This window comes from Blautia sp. MSK18_10 (assembly GCF_020553185.1).
GTDB lineage: Bacteria > Bacillota > Clostridia > Lachnospirales > Lachnospiraceae > Blautia_A > Blautia_A wexlerae.
Genome location: NZ_JAJCGT010000038.1, coordinates 1 through 19,770 on the forward strand (window position 1 = coordinate 1; position 19,770 = coordinate 19,770).

The 19,770-nt window shown below is 41.4% G+C and carries 15 protein-coding genes; 11 read left to right on the plus strand and 4 right to left on the minus strand.

All coding sequences use genetic code 11. From position 1 onward, the window contains the following. Positions 1 to 376: 376 nt before the first annotated feature. A complete protein-coding gene (locus LI074_RS13480) occupies positions 377 to 586 on the minus strand; it encodes a hypothetical protein (RefSeq protein WP_019161171.1) in 210 nt (69 codons plus the stop codon). 170 nt (positions 587 to 756) lie between these two features. Between LI074_RS13480 and LI074_RS13485 the strand changes: the two genes are divergently transcribed. Together LI074_RS13485 and LI074_RS13490 are read left to right on the plus strand one after the other, a co-directional pair. After that, positions 757 to 894 carry a hypothetical protein gene (locus LI074_RS13485; protein WP_019161172.1) on the plus strand — a complete coding sequence of 46 codons (138 nt, stop codon included), beginning with the start codon at positions 757 to 759 and terminating at the stop codon, positions 892 to 894. Positions 895 to 988: 94 nt separating this feature from the next. Then, positions 989 to 1,429, plus strand: coding sequence for an RNA polymerase sigma factor (locus tag LI074_RS13490; protein WP_243100377.1), 441 nt, complete (start codon positions 989 to 991; stop codon positions 1,427 to 1,429). A gap of 340 nt (positions 1,430 to 1,769) precedes the next feature. Here LI074_RS13490 and LI074_RS13495 read toward each other — a convergent pair whose 3' ends face one another. After that, on the minus strand, positions 1,770 to 3,077 hold the full coding sequence (locus LI074_RS13495; protein WP_118136687.1) for an IS4 family transposase: 1,308 nt from the start codon (positions 3,075 to 3,077) through the stop codon (positions 1,770 to 1,772). Between the two features lie 150 nt (positions 3,078 to 3,227). Here LI074_RS13495 and LI074_RS13500 point away from each other — a divergent pair, with 150 nt between their 5' ends. From LI074_RS13500 to LI074_RS13520, 5 genes are all read left to right on the plus strand, one after another. Continuing rightward, complete coding sequence (locus LI074_RS13500; protein WP_226839484.1) at positions 3,228 to 3,788, plus strand: hypothetical protein; 561 nt, start codon at positions 3,228 to 3,230, stop codon at positions 3,786 to 3,788. Between the two features lie 45 nt (positions 3,789 to 3,833). Next, positions 3,834 to 4,493, plus strand: a complete 660-nt coding sequence (locus LI074_RS13505) for a hypothetical protein (protein WP_019161175.1) — start codon at positions 3,834 to 3,836, stop codon at positions 4,491 to 4,493. 337 nt (positions 4,494 to 4,830) lie between these two features. Beyond that, the gene (locus tag LI074_RS13510) at positions 4,831 to 5,643 is read left to right on the plus strand and encodes a PD-(D/E)XK nuclease family transposase (protein ID WP_019161176.1); all 813 of its coding nucleotides are present in this window, start codon (positions 4,831 to 4,833) and stop codon (positions 5,641 to 5,643) included. Between the two features lie 15 nt (positions 5,644 to 5,658). Next, a complete protein-coding gene (locus tag LI074_RS13515; protein WP_226839487.1) occupies positions 5,659 to 5,916 on the plus strand; it encodes a substrate-binding domain-containing protein in 258 nt (85 codons plus the stop codon). Positions 5,917 to 6,003: 87 nt separating this feature from the next. Beyond that, a complete protein-coding gene (locus tag LI074_RS13520; protein WP_117677529.1) occupies positions 6,004 to 6,663 on the plus strand; it encodes a trimeric intracellular cation channel family protein in 660 nt (219 codons plus the stop codon). A gap of 62 nt (positions 6,664 to 6,725) precedes the next feature. Here LI074_RS13520 and LI074_RS13525 read toward each other — a convergent pair whose 3' ends face one another. Continuing rightward, entirely contained in the window at positions 6,726 to 8,438 is a 1,713-nt protein-coding gene (locus LI074_RS13525; RefSeq protein WP_173698268.1) for an ammonium transporter, read from the minus strand. A gap of 298 nt (positions 8,439 to 8,736) precedes the next feature. Further along, a complete protein-coding gene (locus tag LI074_RS13530; RefSeq protein ID WP_062807538.1) occupies positions 8,737 to 10,836 on the minus strand; it encodes a glutamine synthetase III family protein in 2,100 nt (699 codons plus the stop codon). Positions 10,837 to 11,252: 416 nt separating this feature from the next. Between LI074_RS13530 and purF the strand changes: the two genes are divergently transcribed. The 4 genes from purF (at position 11,253) to gltB (ending at position 19,740) form a co-directional block, all read left to right on the plus strand. Beyond that, the gene (purF, locus tag LI074_RS13535) at positions 11,253 to 12,674 is read left to right on the plus strand and encodes an amidophosphoribosyltransferase (RefSeq protein ID WP_022381205.1); all 1,422 of its coding nucleotides are present in this window, start codon (positions 11,253 to 11,255) and stop codon (positions 12,672 to 12,674) included. Positions 12,675 to 12,943: 269 nt separating this feature from the next. Beyond that, positions 12,944 to 13,171 carry an HPr family phosphocarrier protein gene (locus LI074_RS13540; protein ID WP_020993699.1) on the plus strand — a complete coding sequence of 76 codons (228 nt, stop codon included), beginning with the start codon at positions 12,944 to 12,946 and terminating at the stop codon, positions 13,169 to 13,171. Between the two features lie 373 nt (positions 13,172 to 13,544). Next, entirely contained in the window at positions 13,545 to 15,170 is a 1,626-nt protein-coding gene (locus tag LI074_RS13545) for a CTP synthase (RefSeq protein WP_173698269.1), read from the plus strand. Positions 15,171 to 15,186: 16 nt separating this feature from the next. Next, complete coding sequence (gene gltB, locus LI074_RS13550) at positions 15,187 to 19,740, plus strand: glutamate synthase large subunit (RefSeq protein WP_173698270.1); 4,554 nt, start codon at positions 15,187 to 15,189, stop codon at positions 19,738 to 19,740. Positions 19,741 to 19,770: the final 30 nt, after the last annotated feature.

A 19,770-nucleotide genomic window follows, 5' to 3' on the forward strand; every position in this document is an offset into this window, starting at 1 on the left:
AGAAAAGTTTAAATTGGTTTGAGAAAGAGAAAAGTAAATTCTGTAAAGTTGACTTCACAAAACCTGAAAAACAGAAAGAGAGCTGCCAGACAGCAGAAGAAAAAACAGAACGGACAAAAAAGACGGATTGATTACATAATAGGAAACTGAAAACATGCGACAATCTGCAGGGATACCGGGGTTAGGCTGAAACACTATATCACGGAACCGTCTATGTAGTACAGCAAAATAGGCTGTCCTCATACCGAGGGTTTCCACTTCAGTAAGCCTGAGAAGTGTCAAACTGACACTTCCTCAAACATACTAAGGTCACAACTCTCATTGCATCCACAGTCACAACAAAAAATAGAGTATTCCCTTCAATGCGTGCGATATTTCACTTGTGATTGTGATCTCGTGTTTCCATACAGCCGCACGGACAAGAAATATATTCCTTTCCCTCTTTGATTTCAATAATTTCCCAGGTATGTTCATGAGAAGTGAAGGGTTTATCCAAACAGACATGTCCATGCACAGTTGAAATAGTTGCAACGATGGCCATTGTAGCAATGCACCCAATAATTAGGTTTTTTGATTTTGCTTGCATATATTTGTCTCCTTTCATTTAGTGAATACGTATAGGCGTTTGCGAAACGCCAAACACTGCATAAATACGGTGTTTTTTGTCGTTAAAATAAAATATCTCCTCAAGGTTTATGGTAAAATAGAATTGATTAGAAACTAATTAACCAATCCACCTAAAGGAGATATACCTACATGATAACATATAAACAGCTCACTTTGGCAGAAATTTTTGAATATAGAACGAAAATAAGTTTCTGCACCATTGGGGGAATACTACGAATTGTAGATGAAGATAAGAGCATGAAACAGAAATTTGAAGAGAAAGCGTAACCAAAGCATAAGAAATACGATGTTTATTATGAGAGCCTTTTTTGTTATGATATTTGCACAGGATGTTTGAAAGTACGAAATCGGAGAAAGCTGTATGGAAGATACTTATATTATAGACTTGTTCTGGAGAAGAGATGAAAATGCAATACAATTAGTTGATAAAAAGTATAATTCCACTTGTTATTCTATTGCGTGGAAGATTCTTATGAATAGGGAAGATTCCGAGGAGTGTGTAAATGATACATGGTTTGCGGCATGGCGGTATATCCCACCCCAAAGGCCGCCAAAACTGGTAGCTTTCTTAGGAAAAATTACAAGAGGATTCGCAATTGATATGTTAAGAAAAAAGCATGCGGCAAAACGGATGGATATGCATATTGCAAACATAACGGAAGAGGTAGAAAGTTTAAATACCGCTAGAACGCATATTTTAGATGAACATATGGAAGCTGAGGAACTGATAGAAATCATCAATCGTTTCCTGGACGGTTTATCTGACAGGGACAGGGATATTTTGTCCAGAGATATTGGGTAATGGAATCCATTAAAAATATTGCCGCCAGACATAAGATGTCAGAAGGGGCAATTAAGCAGAATCTGCTGCGGAATAAAAGGAAACTGAAAAAGATATGTATAAATTTATCATACATATATTTTTATCAATGTCATTTAGATAAGCATTTCGTCTGATAAAAACAGTATATCACGTTATTTGACTTTAGAAAACATGGTTCAGTTAAGAAATATTATGTTCAATGGGAAGTCCTGTCTGCCCCCCCCAGATGACTACCTGTGAAGAACATAAAATACAATTTCGTATACCAAAAAGACAGATTGCAGATCTGTCTGAAAAAGAAGTATAATAGTGATGATATTTAAGCCGCTCGATACATGAAATCCCTATTTCTCTTTGGACGGAGGCGGATAGGATATTTACGGTTGCTCCTGACTGGTGTCAGGTGCTTTTGTATGAGAAGCATGGTCTCAATTTCGTCACTGCTATGTTTTAAATATGCTCTGCATATGTTGACTGCGGTGGCGAAATTTATTTTGTAGATATGCTTTGTGTTATCTCGTGTTCTCACAACGGCCTGAGCTGTCACAAATTCGCAGAAGTTATATAGTATCATCCGGGCATTGAGTTCCTGAAGGATCCCGTCATACTTGCTGCTATGCCAGTTAACAAGACCTATGGTGTATTTCAGCTCACGAAAGCTTGTTTCCTCGCTCCAGCGCATTCTGTAAAGCTTTTTAATCTCTTCTAAGGGGAAGTCTTCTTCCGAAAGATTTGTGGCAATGCAGATGTAGGTCCCATTATCAAGAAGAATACGAACAATACGGAATTCGATATCATAATATGTACAGTTTTCATCCAGGAAATCCAGATCGGTAGTCTGCTGAAGAATGGTATACGTATTGGGATCCCCAAGAGTTTCTTTTGTATGGCGTCTGGTAAGAGTGGTTTTTATATGGGTATCGAACTGACTGTCAGGTAGATCATAAGCGGAAAGAATGCCGTTACTGTTGATGTCTTTCATGCGAATAATGAATTTCATATTCTTTTGAATAAGATGAGCAAAGACATTGAAGCTTTCATATCCCCGGTCTGCCATTAAAATTGCCGGCACAGAATCGGGATAACGGTCAGTTATGGTATTCAGTGCAGCACGTTCATGAAGCTTCTTTTTTCCCTGAACCAGAAAATCACAGTAAGTATGGTTCATGATATCGTAAAGAGCATTGACGTGAATCGCATTGTAACCCTTTTCGCCTTCATGGATAAAAGTTCTTTCATCCTCTGGGTCTCGTGCTATATTGACATCGGAACCATCACATGCTAAAAGGCGATAGCCGTGATAGGGCTGATCAGAAAGTTCCCTGCACTGTTCCACAAAAATATGGAACAGAAAGCTCCATCCTTCCGGTTGGAGTTTGAAATGCTGCTGGGTAAAAGAAGATTTTGCAGGGGCTGCAAGTGAATGCTCAAAGAAATCCAGGATTTCATTTGAAACAGATTTACTCTGCATTTGAACCATAAATTGAATATAATCATGGAAAGAAAGTTTACGATTTCCTGTGAAATCAGCTTCCGGGTTTTGGCAGAACATGAAATGAAGTTCATCCAGTTCAGCAATGCAGTTTTCGAGTGTTGTTTTTAAGTCAGCTAAAAAGTTTTGAGTCATAGGGTGCCTCCTTGAAATGTGTTTATATTCAAGGCTTACACAACATATATTGCTTATCCTGTCAAGTGTTTTTTGAAAAAAATGAGGATAAAAACTAAAGGAAGAGAGAAGAAAAATGCAGTTATATCAGTTTGAAAAATATACTCTCAAATGGAAAAAGAGTTTGGAAAAATCAGAAAAGGTGATGAGGAAACTTACAGTATGCTTCTTTTGCCGATGGAAAGTAATGCGTTAAAAATCCATCGAAAGTTTCCCGCTTCAAACAGCAGAAGAATGAAAGAGGCAATTGCCCTTGTATTGTTTGATATTAAATCAAGATGTACCGGAGAAAGTTTTGACACGGGAAACTTTCGCAATGAGGATAATGAACGGCTTGAAACTGCCCTGCTTATGGCATTTGATCCATACACGAATAGTGAAATAAAGGAGCTGCTTATTTCCAGAGGGAGGCAGCATGAGTTAGATTTAAAGAAAATGCAACAATACTATAAGATTCCGGTAATGTGTCTGCTAAGGATTAAGGCTTCGATAGATACTTGGGAAAAGAATGCTGGAACGAATGGATACTTCGATTTTATAGAGGGATACATGGGAACATCCATTACGGGAGATGAAATGAAATATTCGGTGATGATGCAAGATTTGTACTATTTATCGTATAGCCGTCGTCTAAACAGAGTGTGTTCAAATATTCAACAACACTCTGTTTAAATTGTCACGCAGGCTTAACTAAATGACATTGAGGAATTATTATTTGTGTTAAAGATTTGGAAAAACACAATAATTCAGTTAATAAATCTGAAAATATGCAGTAATAGAAGAGAAAGAAATGACAAAATCATGAAAAAAGCTACACTATATTTACTGATGATTTCTTTGATAGGAATGCTGGAAGTGCCTGTACATGCGGCAGATGTGTATGCGGATGAATCAACGGAGTTATATTCTTTTGATGAAGGAGCAATGTGCGATGATGATTTCGCAACGGAGTGTCAAGCAGACGTGAGCGATAAAAAACTACAGCAAGATTTTGAATCGGCCATGAAAGATGGAATTGGTCTGGGACTGGATGATTTTTTAGAAACTTCATATTCTGGAAACAGCACTGGCTCAACGCAGTCAGACAGTGAGGCCGAAGTATTAGAGGCAGATTTTGAAGCTGCTATGCAGGATGACAACATAAAACTATCAGAAGCAGGAATTGAATCCATGAATTTGATTTCCACTAATGACGACAATATAGACGCAGAATATGCCGCTGAAATTAATGAGTGGGAATCAAAGCCAATTTTAACAAGGGCTGCTTCGACAGTGAGCAGGGTAGAGTATGGACAGCAGTGGAGAATATACAGAAAAAGTGACAATGCAACGATGGTACAGTGGGTTTTAAGGGGACTGTTCTTATATAATGGCTAGCCAGTGTAAACAGACATCTATGAACTGATATAATAATGCATCTAATACTTTTACGGTTACTTCAAAGTCACACTATCCATCCGGAATGTATGCAGTGGGAAATTGCAAAGCGGTACAGAAAAAGGGTGGAAAATTGTATTCACATGTTCTCCGGATTGGGGTAACACCTACAGGAAAAGTAGTTAAGTAACAATGATGTTGGAAATGGCAGAAGTAAAAAATACCATTTAAGACCTGGAAGAGGATGCATGATTCTCTTCCTGTTTTGTCGAAAAAATCTTATTGCATAAGTATAATGAAAGCACTTATAATAAGAATATGAAAAGAAAGTGAATGAATGCAGGTGTTGAATTTAGACGAGAAAAATACAGAACGCATGGACGCCATTAACAAGTTTACGTTAATGGATGATACGTTTATGACACAGGTGTTTTCCAGTGATTTAGAGTGTACTGAGGAACTCTTGAAGATCATTTTAAAAAGAGATGATCTGACGGTAACGAAATCTGTTACACAGTTGACGATTGGAAATTTGTTTGGACGATCTGTCAGATTAGATATATACGCTAATGATTCCGAAGGAAAACAGTACGATATCGAGGTCCAACAGGATGATAGTGGGGCAGTACCAGAACGTGCCAGATTAAACAGCTCATTATTTGATACCAGACTTACAACATCAGGAAGTAAATATACAGAGATGCCAGAGACATATATCATATTTATAACGTCTAATGATGTGTTGGTAGGTGGACTTCCGATTTATACAATAGAAAGAACAGTACAGGAAACAGGGAAACTGTTTAATGATAAAGCACATATTGTATATGTAAATGGCTCTTACAGAGGAGATGATGAGGTTGGCTGGCTAATGCATGATTTTAACTGTGTTAATTATCACGAAATGCATAATGCAAAAATAGCTGCGAGAGTAAGATATTTTAAAGAGGAACCGAAAGGAGTGGCTGATATGTGCAAGACGATGCAGGTAATTGTAGATAGAGAACGTGATGAGGCAGAAGTAAGCAGAAGTAAAAAAATCGCATGGAATATGTGGAAAAATGGAGAGCATGATCTTGATAAAATTGCAGAGACCACATTGCTGTCCGTTGAGCAGGTACGAGAGGCTATTACACAAAAGAAAGCGTAAAATCTATTACAGAGGATGTTGCAGTTCAGGGTTCTTCCGATACTGAAGCGGCTGTCTGATGATATTTCTATTGCAGGTTATGATGGAATTGATATTGCGAAAATTCTGGAGCCAAAGCTCACCACCCTTTGTCAGGACACAGCGGCAATTGGCAGGATAGCTGCGGAGAAGCTGATCGATCTGATTGAGAATCCCAAGACTACGTTGATTGATCGTTTCTCAGTAGACGGAGCTTTGTTTAAGGGAGCGTCTGTGAAGAAAATAAAAAAATAAGATGTCTAAAAAAGCAGGATCCTGCTTCACATAAGTTATAAAAAATGATATAATGTATGAACTAAAATGTAAAAGTCAGAGGTTAATATGGATTATCAGAGTATTATAACTTTTTTTATGGAAATGGCAGGTACGGTTGCTTTTGCTGCTTCCGGGGCAATGGTAGGTGTAGAACGGAATATGGACATTTTCGGTGTGAGCGTACTGGGTGTAGTTACAGCTGTAGGCGGAGGTATGATCCGGGATATTGTGCTGGGGATTATTCCACCTAATGTGTTTACAAATCCGGTATATGCCTTGGTGGCTACCATTACTTCCTGTGTGGTTTTTCTGGTTTTTTACTGGAAACGGCAGCTTTTGGAAGGGCATATGCGGCTTACCTATGACAGAGTCATGTTGGTGATGGACTCTATCGGTTTAGGAATTTTTACGGTAGTGGGAGTGAATACAGGAATTCGCAGTGGATATATGGATAATGTGTTTCTCCTGGTATTTCTGGGAACGATTACCGGAGTAGGGGGAGGCCTGATGCGTGATATGATGGCAGGAGTACCGCCTTATATTTTTGTAAAGCATATTTATGCATGCGCATCTATTGTAGGAGCGGTTGTATGTGTGTACATGAATCGTTTTGTAGGAAATGTGGAAGCTATGATGGTAGCCTGTTTCGTAATCATACTGATTCGGTATCTGGCAGCACATTATCGCTGGAATCTGCCCAGATTGCATAATGGTAGTGAACAATAAAAAGGAGTCCGGAATAAATCCGGGCTCCTGACCTTATAGCAGGATATTTATTGATTGCTTATTTATTTTGTATCCTGGAGAGCGAGATAACCTTCTTCGCCTGTACGGATCTTAACGACATTTTCAATGTCATATACAAATACTTTACCATCACCAATCTGACCGGTATGGAGGACTGCCTTGGCAGTTTCAATAACCTTCTGTACAGGCACGAGACTTACAACAATCTCAATTTTGATCTTAGGAAGAAGATTCATTTCCATCTCAACACCACGATAGTAGGATGGAGCACCTTTCTGTACCCCACATCCAAGTACGTTTGTGATGGTGATACCTGTAACGCCAATCTCATTCATTGCCTGCATAAATTCATCAAGTTTGTTCTGACGTGTGATGATAACGACTTTTGTAAGTTTATGAACGCCTTCTTTCGGAAGTTCGGGAACTGATTCAGCAGGAGCAGAAGGTCTGGCTGTGACAACAGGAGCTTTTATGGAAGTTCCCATAGGAGTCGGAACGCCAGCCATTGCGAAACCGTCATAAGCACTTGCAAGACCATGTTCTTTGGAGTCAAGACCTGCGATCTCTTCTTCAGCTGAAACACGAAGTCCGATTGTATGTTTGATTACCTGGAAGATAATTGTCATAGTAACAACAACCCATGCGATTGTGATGATCATACCTGTGAACTGAACACCAAATCCGTGGAAGCCGCCGCCTGTAAGAAGTCCTTTCCAGTCTGTGCCTGATCCATCGGAGAAAAGACCAACTGCAAGAGTACCGAAAGCACCGTTTAAACCATGAACACCGACAGCACCAACAGGGTCATCGATTTTCAGGACTTTGTCAATAAATTCAATACCAAATACTACGATAAAACCGGAAGCAATACCGATGATTGCTGCGGATGTAGGAGAAACTGTGTCGCATCCTGCTGTAATTGCTACAAGTCCTGCAAGAGAACCGTTCAGAGACATGGAAACATCCGGTTTTTTGTAACGTATCCATGTGATGATCATAACAGTTACAGTTGCAACAGCTGCTGCAAGGTTAGTAGTAACAAAGATTTTACCTGCACTTACGATTGCATCGCCTTCCATACTTACTGTGGAAGCACCGTTAAATCCGAACCAGCAGAACCAGAGGATAAATACACCTAAAGCACCAACTGTAAGGTTGTGTCCAGGGATAGCTTTTGATTTGCCGTCCTTTGTATATTTACCGATACGAGGTCCAAGGATGATGGCACCGATCAGAGCTGCCACACCACCTACCATATGTACTGCACAGGAACCTGCGAAATCGTGGAATCCCATCTGGCTGATAAATCCACCGCCCCAGATCCAGTGTCCGGATACCGGATATACAACAAGACTGATCATAAGGCTGTAGACGCAATAGGAAAGGAACTTGGTACGTTCTGCCATTGCACCGGAAACAATTGTTGCGGATGTTGCACAGAATACTGTCTGGAAGATTAAGAATGCCCAGAAAGGAACTCCGTCAGGAAGCATTCCTGAACCATAGTGTGCTTCTGTTGCAATACCACCGATCTTTCCGATAAATCCATTACCTGCACCGAACATCAGACCGAAGCCGACCAGCCAGAAGACCGGGGTTCCGATACAGAAGTCCATCAGGTTTTTCATAATAATGTTACCTGCGTTTTTGGCTCGTGTGAAGCCTGTTTCTACCATTGCGAATCCGGCCTGCATAAAGAAGACCAGCGCGGCGCCGACCAGCACCCATATTGTGTTTACTGCGGAAAATTCCATAATAATATTCCTCCCTCATAAAAATTTCCTCATATTTTATAAAATGCAAAAAGCGCAATGCCTGGAAATGTAGCCAGTTCATCGCGCTTTTGCGAATATAAAATCCATATTTATAGTGTATTGCATAACTGATGTAATAGAAAAGACATTTCGTATGACTGTATGCAATGCAGTTTAAAATCAAAATTATATGTAAAACAGGGGAATATCAAAATATCGTGTGATTAATGGATGAGGAAATCGATAATGAATTATGAAGTAGAGTTCATAAAGATATTCCCCTGTTATTACCTGTTAATTAAACGGAAAACAGAAGCTTGTCATATGTAGGATATGGAAGCAGTGCATCCGGAATCAGAGTTTCTGCTGCATCTACAGACTTTCTGAGTTCATCCATATCAGAAAGAACAACTGTCTGGTATGCTTTTGCATTAGCCAGAGGATCTTCTGTAGCAAGCGCTTTGGCAGTGTCTGCTTTTAAGGTCTCAAGACCTGTGGAAATCTCATCAGCAAGCTGTGACAGCTCTTTGATCAGTTTTCCTTCAGAAGCTGTGCTGACATCTGAAACAACTGATTTTTTAGCAACAGCAGTAGCTGCAACTTTGTCGATATATGCGAATACAGATGGAAGGAAATCCTTCTGTACCATTTCAACCATAGTATTGGACTCAATGTTAAGAATCTTGGAATAGGATTCCAGCCAGATCTCATAACGGGATTCAATTTCTTCTTTTGTGAAGATATGATATTTGGTAAAGAGTTCAATATTCTTATCTGCGATCCACTGAGGAAGAGCATCCGGTGTGGATTTCAGGTTGAAGAGACCACGTTTCGTAGCTTCTTCGATCCATTCGTCTGTATAACCGTTTCCGTTAAAGATAACACGTTTATGATCAATAATTGTCTTCTTGATCAGTTCGTGGATTGCATCCTCCATCTTGTCTTCTGGTACATCTTTTAACTGCTCTGCAAACTGGTGAACACACTCAGCAACAGCAGTGTTTAAGATAATGTTCGGGTTTGCAACAGAAGCTTCGGAACCAAGCATACGGAATTCGAATTTGTTACCTGTAAATGCGAATGGTGAAGTACGGTTTCTGTCTGTATTGTCTTTTACGAAATGTGGAAGTACTTTTGCACCGATATCCATCTGGACTGCGCGGCTTCCTGCAAAATATTCGTCATTTTCGATAGATTTTAATACTTCTGTCAGTTCATCACCGAGGAATACGGATACAACAGCAGGCGGAGCCTCATTTGCACCGAGACGGTGATCATTTCCTGCACTTGCTACAGAAATACGAAGTACATCTGCGTATTCATCAACTGCTTTGATAACAGCTGTCAGGAAAATCAGGAACTGTGTATTTTCAGCAGGTGTTTTTCCCGGATCAAGGATATTTACACCGGCATCTGTAATCATAGACCAGTTGTTGTGTTTACCACTTCCGTTGATTCCCTCAAATGGTTTCTCGTGAAGAAGGCATACAAGTCCGTGCTTGTCGGCAACTTTCTTCATTACTTCCATTGTTAACTGGTTGTGGTCAACCGCAACGTTTGTTGTATCGAATACAGGAGCCAATTCGTGCTGTGCAGGAGCAACTTCGTTATGTTTTGTTTTGGCAGGAATACCAAGTTTCCAGAGCTCTACATCCAGGTCATGCATATAAGCTGCGACACGAGGTTTCAGAGCACCGAAGTAATGATCTTCCATTTCCTGGCCCTTAGGAGCAGGAGCACCGATCAGTGTGCGTCCGCAGAATACAAGGTCTTTTCTCTGTTTGTATAATTCCTTGTCTACCAGGAAGTATTCCTGTTCAGGACCTACAGTTGTATTTACGTGTTTGACATCTTTATTTCCTATTATATGGAGAAGGTTTGTAGCTTCTTTATCAAGTGTCTGCATGGAACGAAGGAGAGGAGTCTTTTTATCAAGAGCTTCTCCGCTGTAGGAGCAGAATGCTGTAGGAATGTAAAGGGTTCCGTCTTTGATGAATGCCGGTGATGTCGGATCCCATGCTGTATATCCTCTTGCCTCGAATGTGGCACGAAGACCGCCTGACGGGAAACTGGAAGCATCCGGCTCACCTTTTACAAGTTCTTTACCTGAGAAATCCATGATTACCTGACCATCTCCTGTAGGAGAAATGAAACTGTCATGTTTCTCTGCAGTTACGTTTGTCATTGGCTGGAACCAGTGAGTATAATGAGTGGCGCCGTTCTCGGTAGCCCATTCTTTCATTGCAACAGCAACGGAGTTGGCAACATCAAGTTCAAGGTGTGTACCGCTCTCGATTGTTTTCTTTAATGCTTTGTACATGTCTTTTGGCAGTTTACTTCTCATTACTTTGTCGTTGAAGACCAGGCTGCCGTACAGTTCAGGGATATTCTGTGCCATATAGGTACTCTCCTTTCGGTTTGCAATATTTTCTGAATATGTGTAGTGCCGCTGCAGACCACCATTGTGACTGCCTGCGGTTTTCGTCTCATAGAAAATTCCTCATCGAACATTTTCTATGAAACGAAAGTTTTATAAAACGAAAAAGGCGCCTTGGATGAGATCTCTGTAAATCTTTCCAAAGCGCCTTTGCTTTATGTGCTGTACTATAAACGAAATGAAAACAGATGTCAAGCACTTTTTTTGAAAAAATTCAGAAAAAATTTTTGAGATATGACAAAAAAAGGATAGGTTGACAAATTTGTTTCTATTATTATAATTTGATTTTGGAACCCGTCAAACATAAGAAAACAATGTCAGCGGGTTTTGAAAGTAAAGTTAAAGTCAGACAAGAGAATACGATCGGAGGAAATCAGATGGCTGGAATAAAAGAAGAGTGCGGCGTCTTTGGAATTTATGATCTGGATGGCGGCAATGTAGTTCCGTCCATATATTATGGACTGACTTCCCTGCAGCACAGAGGACAGGAATCCTGCGGACTTGCAGTTTCTGATACTAAGGGAGAGCGTGGAAATGTGAAGTTTCATAAGGATCTGGGACTTGTAAGTGAAGTTCTCAGACAGGATGTTGTCCGTAAATATGAGGGGGATATTGGTATTGGTCATGTAAGATATTCCACAACAGGAGCTTCTGTTGCAGAGAATGCACAGCCCCTTGTTTTGTCTTATGTAAAGGGAACTCTTGCACTTGCACATAACGGAAATCTGGTTAATACACCGGAACTGAAATGGGAACTGATCCAGAATGGAGCGATTTTCCATACAACTACAGATTCAGAGGTTATTGCGTTCCATATCGCAAGAGAACGTGTGCATTCTAAAACAGTAGAAGAGGCAGTGCTAAAGACTGCAAAGAAGATCAAAGGTGCATATGGTCTGGTAGTTATGAGCCCGAGAAAACTGATCGCAGTCCGCGATCCATATGGACTGAAACCATTGTGTCTCGGTAAAAGAGGAAATGCTTATGTTATTGCTTCTGAGAGCTGTGCTCTGACATCTGTAAGTGCGGAATTTATCCGTGACATTGAGCCGGGTGAGATTCTTACGATCACAAAAGACGGACTGAAGTCAAATAAAGAGCTTGCGTCTGCTGCTGCAAAACGCGCGCATTGTGTGTTTGAGTATATATATTTTGCAAGACTTGACAGTACCATTGATGGGGTGAAGGTCTATGATGCCAGAATCCGTGGCGGTAAATCTCTTGCCAAGTCTTATCCTGTAGAGGCAGATCTTGTAACAGGTGTACCGGAGTCCGGACTCCCTGCTGCAAAGGGATACTCCGAAGCATCAGGAATCCCGTTTGCATTTGCGTTCTATAAAAACAGCTATATTGGAAGAACATTTATCAAACCGACTCAGGAAGAACGTGAGTCCAGTGTTCATCTGAAACTGAGTGTGCTGGAATCTGTTGTAAAAGATAAGAGGATTGTTCTGGTGGATGATTCTATTGTTCGTGGAACAACCATTGCAAACCTGATCCACATGTTAAAAGAGGCGGGAGCAAAGGAAGTGCACGTACGTATCAGTTCACCGCCATTTTTACATCCATGCTATTTCGGAACGGATGTGCCGTCAAATGATCAGCTCATTGCAGCCAGCCACAGCACGGAGGAAATCTGTAAAATGATCGGAGCAGATTCTCTTGGCTACATGCAGACAGATTATCTGGAAGGAATGGCGGGCGGTCTGCCCTTATGTAAGGCATGCTTCGATGGAAATTATCCGATGGAGATTCCGGATTATACAAATGCGGAGTTTGCAGATATTGTGAAGTGTTAAGTCGCAAAAATTCATAAAAAATGCAGAAACCTGTCGATGATATATGGAATCAATCTCATATAATGGTAAAACCAATATAGAATGAAACCATACATAATGTATAAAATAATGCTGTGAAAACATATATAAACGAATAAAATGCACAATAGAACCCCTGCGCTTTATGAAAATTGGATAAATTTAAAAACTTGACAAATTCTGAAATGTGGAACATAATATGGGCGTCTGATAGAAAAAAACAAAGAATGTTTTCAGAAAGGGTGATCACGATGTCACAGAGTAAAATCAAGTTAAATGCAACTGAAGAGGTGCAGGAATTTGTGAATGCTGCAAGCAGATGTGATTTTGATATTGATGTTTATTACAACAGATTTTTAATTGATGCCAAATCAATCCTTGGTGTACTTAGTCTGGATCTGACCAGAGAACTGACAGTAGACTGCCACGGGGAGAGCCGGGAATTTGATCGTACATTGAAGAAATTTGCAGTTGCATAAATTTTGCATTTTTATAACCGAATAATTATTGCAGAGAAGACGGGTCTGGAAGATGAACTTCTACAGATTCGTTTTTTCTGTATTATGACTGTGTTCAGAGTAATTCCATAAAATATAACTGCTTCATAGTTTATCAGAAGGAACTTATTTGATTTGTTTTTGCTTAAAAACGGGAAATTCATTATTGACAAACGAAAAAAAATGTTTTATAGTATAGCATATTTTTAAAGAAAGCCAATTGAACATATTATTATAGAAGATATGATGATCTGACAAAGGCGTCAGATGCAGAATACCAGATGGGTCAAGTGCCCTCTGATAGCTGCATCTGACGCTTTTTTATTAACAAAGGATGATGGAGGAGGAAATCAAAATGGCAGTGAAATACGTATTTGTTACAGGAGGAGTTGTTTCCGGTCTTGGAAAGGGAATCACAGCTGCATCTCTGGGGCGTCTTCTGAAAGCGAGAGGATACCAGGTAACCATGCAGAAGTTTGATCCTTATATCAATATCGACCCCGGAACCATGAACCCGATTCAGCACGGAGAAGTTTTTGTAACAGACGATGGTACAGAGACAGACCTGGATCTGGGACATTATGAGAGATTCATTGATGAGAGTCTTGATAAAAATTCCAATGTGACAACCGGTAAGGTTTACTGGTCTGTTCTTCAGAAAGAACGTCACGGGGATTTCGGCGGGGGTACCGTACAGGTAATTCCTCATATTACAAATGAGATTAAGAGCCGTTTCTACCGCGCCAAATCACCGGAGGAAAACAAGATTGCCATTATCGAGGTGGGAGGAACAGTCGGTGATATTGAAAGCCAACCGTTCCTGGAAGCAATTCGTCAGTTCCAGCTCAATGTGGGACATGACAATGCAATCCTGATCCACGTAACATTAATTCCTTATTTAAAGGCATCTGAAGAACTGAAAACAAAACCTACACAGGCAAGCGTAAAGGAACTTCAGGGAATGGGAATCCAGCCGGATGTACTGGTGTGCAGAAGTGAACATGAGCTGACAGAGGACATTAAAGAAAAAATTGCTTTATTCTGCAACGTACCTGTATCACATGTACTTCAGAACCTGGATGTGGAATATTTATATGAAGCTCCTCTTGCAATGGAAAGAGAGAAGCTTGCAGATGTAGTTCTTTCAAGTCTCCGTCTGGAAAACAGAAAACCGGATTTAAGTGACTGGGAGGAAATGGTAGAAAGTCTGAGAAATCCGAATAAAACAGTAAAGATCGCAATTGTAGGAAAATATACACAGCTTCATGATGCATATCTCAGTGTAGTAGAGGCACTGAAACATGGTGGAATTTCCTGCAGAGCCAAAGTAGAGCTTGACTGGATTGATTCCGAAGAACTGACAGAGAAAAATCTGGATCAGCAGCTTCACAATGTAGATGGTATCCTGGTTCCGGGTGGTTTCGGAAACAGAGGTACAGAAGGAATGATTCTGACAGCACAGTATGCAAGGGTACATAAGATTCCATATCTTGGAATCTGTCTGGGAATGCAGATGGCAATCGTAGAATTTGCCCGCCATGTACTTGGATACGAAGATGCAAACAGTATTGAACTGAATCCGGAGACAAAGCATCCGGTAATTGCATTAATGCCGGATCAGGAAGATATCGAAGATATCGGTGGAACCTTAAGACTTGGAAGTTATCCATGTATTCTTGCAGAAGGTTCCAGATCCTATGAACTCTTTGGCAAAAAAGAAATCCATGAGCGCCACAGACATCGTTATGAAGTAAACAATGCATTCCGTAAAGAACTTCAGGAGAAGGGAATGAATATCGTAGGAACTTCCCCTGATAATCATATCGTAGAGATGATCGAGATCGCAGGGCACCCGTTCTATGTAGGAACTCAGGCCCATCCGGAATTCAAATCCCGCCCGAATCATGCACATCCTTTATTCAGAGGATTTATTCAGGCGGCTGTCGATAAGAAAATAAGCGAAGAACAGCAGCAGAAATAGAAAGGATGAGGAGATTATGAAAGAAGTGAGAGAACAGCAGCAACAGCAAGGTATGTACAGGCCTGAATTTGAGCATGACAACTGTGGTATCGGAGCAGTTGTCAATATCAAAGGCAAGAAAACCCACGATACTGTTGCAAATGCATTAAAGATCGTAGAACATCTGGAACACCGCGCAGGTAAGGATGCAGAAGGCAAAACCGGTGACGGTGTAGGTATCCTTCTCCAGATTTCCCATAAATTTTTCAAGAAAGCCTGTAAGAAAGAGGGATTTGAGATTGGTGATGAGAGAGAATACGGCATTGCACAGTTTTTCTTCCCACAGCATGAGATTAAACGTGCACAGGCAAAGAAGATGTTTGAGATCATTCTTGAGAAAGAAGGTCTGGAACTTCAGGGTTGGCGTCAGGTTCCGGTATTTCCGGAAGTGCTTGGACACAAGGCAAGAGAATGTATGCCATGCATTATGCAGGCATTTATCAAAAAACCGGAAGATGTGGAAAAAGGTCTTCCATTTGACCGTATGCTCTACATTGCAAGACGTGAGTTTGAACAGAGTAATGATAATACTTATGTAGTTTCCATGAGCAGCCGTACCATCGTTTACAAAGGTATGTTCCTGGTTGGACAGCTTCGTACTTTCTTCGAAGACCTCCAGAGCCCGGATTATGAATCTGCTATCGCTATGGTACACTCCCGTTTCAGTACCAACACAAACCCAAGTTGGGAGAGAGCACATCCGAACCGTTTCATGGTACATAACGGTGAGATCAACACCATCCGCGGCAACGCAGATAAGATGCTTGCAAGAGAAGAGAACATGGAATCTCCATACCTGGAGGGACAGCTTCACAAAGTGCTTCCTGTTGTAAACAGAAACGGTTCCGACTCTGCAATGCTTGACAATACACTGGAGTTTCTGGTAATGAGCGGTATGGAACTTCCGCTTGCAGTTATGATCACAATCCCTGAACCATGGGCAAACAATGACACCATTTCCCAGGCAAAACGTGACTTTTATCAGTACTATGCAACTATGATGGAGCCATGGGACGGACCTGCATCTATCCTGTTCTCTGATGGTGATGTTATGGGTGCAGTCCTTGACAGAAATGGTCTCCGTCCATCCAGATATTATATTACTTCTGACGGCTATATGATCCTTTCCTCAGAGGTGGGTGTTCTGCCAATCCCGGAAGAGAAAATCGTATTAAAAGAGCGTCTCCATCCTGGAAAAATGCTTCTTGTAGATACTGTAAAGGGAAAAGTAATTGATGACAATGAACTGAAAGAGGGCTATGCAAAAATGCAGCCATACGGTGAATGGCTGGACAGTCATCTGGTACAGTTAAAAGACATCAAGATTCCTAACGAAAGACCGGAAGAATATACACCTGAGCAGAGAGCACGTCTGCAGAAAGCATTCGGCTATACTTATGAGCAGTACCGTACTTCCATCAGAAACATGGCGTTAAACGGAGCAGAGAGCATCGGAGCTATGGGTGTGGATACCCCGCTTGCAGTATTTTCCAAACAGAACAGACCATTATTTGACTACTTTAAACAGCTCTTTGCACAGGTTACCAACCCTCCGATTGATGCAATCCGTGAGGAAATCGTTACCAGTACAAGTGTTTATGTAGGTAAAGACGGAAACCTGCTGGAGCAGAAACCGGAAAACTGTCAGGTATTAAAGATTAATAATCCGATCCTGACAAATACAGACATGATGAAGATTAAGAGCTTTAAACATGATGGCTTCAAGACAGCGGTTGTTTCTACCTTATATTATAAGAGTACTAAACTTGAGAGGGCCATTGACCGTCTTTTCGTAGAAGTAGATAAAGCATTCCGTGAGGGTGCAAATATCCTTGTTCTTTCAGACAGAGGAGTAGATGAAAACCATATGCCGATCCCGTCACTTCTGGCAGTATCCGCAGTTCATCAGCACCTGGTAAAGACGAAAAAGAGTACCTCCCTTGCAATTATCCTGGAATCCGGTGAGCCAAGAGAAGTACATCACTTTGCAACCTTACTTGGTTACGGTGCAAGTGCAATCAACCCGTACCTTGCCCTTGAAACCATTCATGAACTGATCGACAGCCATATGCTGGAGAAAGACTATTATGCAGCAGTAGATGACTATAATCATGCAGTCATCAGCGGTATTGTAAAGATTGCTTCCAAGATGGGTATTTCCACCATCCAGTCTTATCAGGGATCTCAGATCTTCGAGGCAATCGGTATTTCCTCAGATGTGATCGAGAAATACTTTACTGGTACAGTCAGTCGTGTAGGCGGAATCACACTGGAAGACATCGAAGAGAATGTAGAGAAGCTTCACTCAGAAGCATTTGACCCATTAGGACTTCCTACAGACCTGACTCTGGACAGCGTAGGCGCACACAAGATGAGAAGCCAGGGAGAGGAACATCGTTACAATCCTCAGACTATCCATCTTCTGCAGCAGTCCACATGGACTGGAAGCTACGATCTGTTCAAACAGTACACAGATCTGGTGGATAAAGAAAACCACGGAAACTTAAGAGGACTTCTGGACTTTAAGTTTGCTGAGACTCCGGTTCCACTTGAAGAAGTGGAGAGCGTAGATGATATCGTAAAACGATTTAAGACAGGTGCCATGTCCTATGGTTCCATTTCACAGGAAGCACATGAGACACTGGCAATCGCCATGAATCACCTCCATGGAAAATCCAATACAGGTGAGGGCGGTGAAAGTGACGAGAGACTGGATTCTGCAGGAAGCAGCGATGACAGATGCTCCGCGATCAAACAGGTTGCCAGCGGACGTTTCGGTGTAACCAGCCGTTACCTTGTATCTGCAAGAGAAATCCAGATCAAGATGGCACAGGGTGCAAAACCTGGTGAAGGCGGACATCTTCCTGCAAAGAAGGTATATCCATGGATTGCCAAAACCCGTCATTCTACACCAGGTGTCAGCCTGATCTCCCCGCCACCGCATCACGATATCTATTCTATCGAGGACCTGGCACAGTTAATTTATGACCTTAAGAATGCAAATAAATATGCAGATATTTCTGTCAAACTGGTATCTGAAGCAGGTGTCGGTACAGTTGCAGCAGGTGTTGCAAAAGCCGGTGCACAAACTATTCTGATCTCTGGTTATGACGGAGGTACAGGTGCAGCTCCGAGAAGTTCTATCCACAATGCAGGACTTCCATGGGAACTTGGACTTGCAGAAACACATCAGACACTGCTCAAGAATGGTCTGAGAAACCGTGTCCGCATTGAGACAGATGGTAAGCTTATGAGTGGTCGTGACGTTGCGATCGCAGCATTAATGGGTGCCGAGGAATTTGGTTTTGCAACAGCTCCGCTTGTAACCATGGGATGCGTTATGATGCGTGTATGTAACCTGGATACCTGCCCGGTTGGTGTGGCAACACAGAACCCTGAACTTCGTAAGAGATTCAAAGGTAAACCGGAATATGTAGAGAATTTCATGCGCTTTATCGCACAGGAATTAAGAGAATACATGTCCAAGCTCGGATTCCGTACAGTCAGTGAAATGGTAGGCCGTACAGATCTCCTTGTTCAGACAGACAACGTACAGGAACCACATCAGGGCAAAGTAGACTTAAGTGCAATCCTGAACAATCCGTTCGCAGGCAAAGATCAGAAAGTTACCTTTGACCCGAAGGCTGTATATAATTTTGAACTGGAAAAAACCATGGATGAAAAAGTTCTGGTTAAGAAATGTGCAAATGCAATCAATAAAGGTCAGAAAACAGAGCTTTCTGTAAATCTGACAAACATTGACCGTACATTTGGAACCATCCTTGGTGCAGAGATTACCAGAAAGAATAAAAACGGACTTGCAGATGACACTATCACTGTACACTGCAACGGTGCCGGCGGACAGAGCTTCGGTGCATTTATCCCCAAAGGACTTACACTGGAACTGACCGGTGACAGCAATGATTACTTCGGAAAAGGACTTTCCGGTGGTAAACTGATCCTGAAGGTTCCGGAGAAAGCTGCATACAAAGCAGAAGAGAATATTATTGTAGGTAATGTTGCCCTTTACGGTGCAACCAGTGGTACTGCATTTATCAATGGTGTTGCAGGCGAGCGTTTCGCAGTTCGTAACTCCGGTGCATCTGCAGTTGTAGAAGGCGTAGGAGAGCACGGCTGTGAATATATGACAGGTGGCCGCGTAGTCGTACTTGGTAAGACTGGCAAGAACTTTGCAGCAGGTATGAGCGGCGGTATCGCATATGTACTGGATGTGGATAATGTTCTTTACAAGAACCTGAACAAAGCCATGATTTCCATCGAAAAAGTGGAAAACAAATATGACAAAAAAGAACTTCGCGACCTGATTGAAGCTCATGTAGAAGCAACAGGTTCTAAACTCGGTGCGAAAGTTCTGGCTGACTTTGATTATTATCTGCCGCACTTTAAGAAACTCATTCCAAATGAGTACAAGAAGATGATCACTTTAAGTGCAAAACTGGAAGAAAAAGGACTCAACAGTCAGCAGGCACAGATGGAAGCGTTCTATGAAAGTATTGGCGCTAAACATTGATAATAATTGAATATATCGTGTGAACTTATC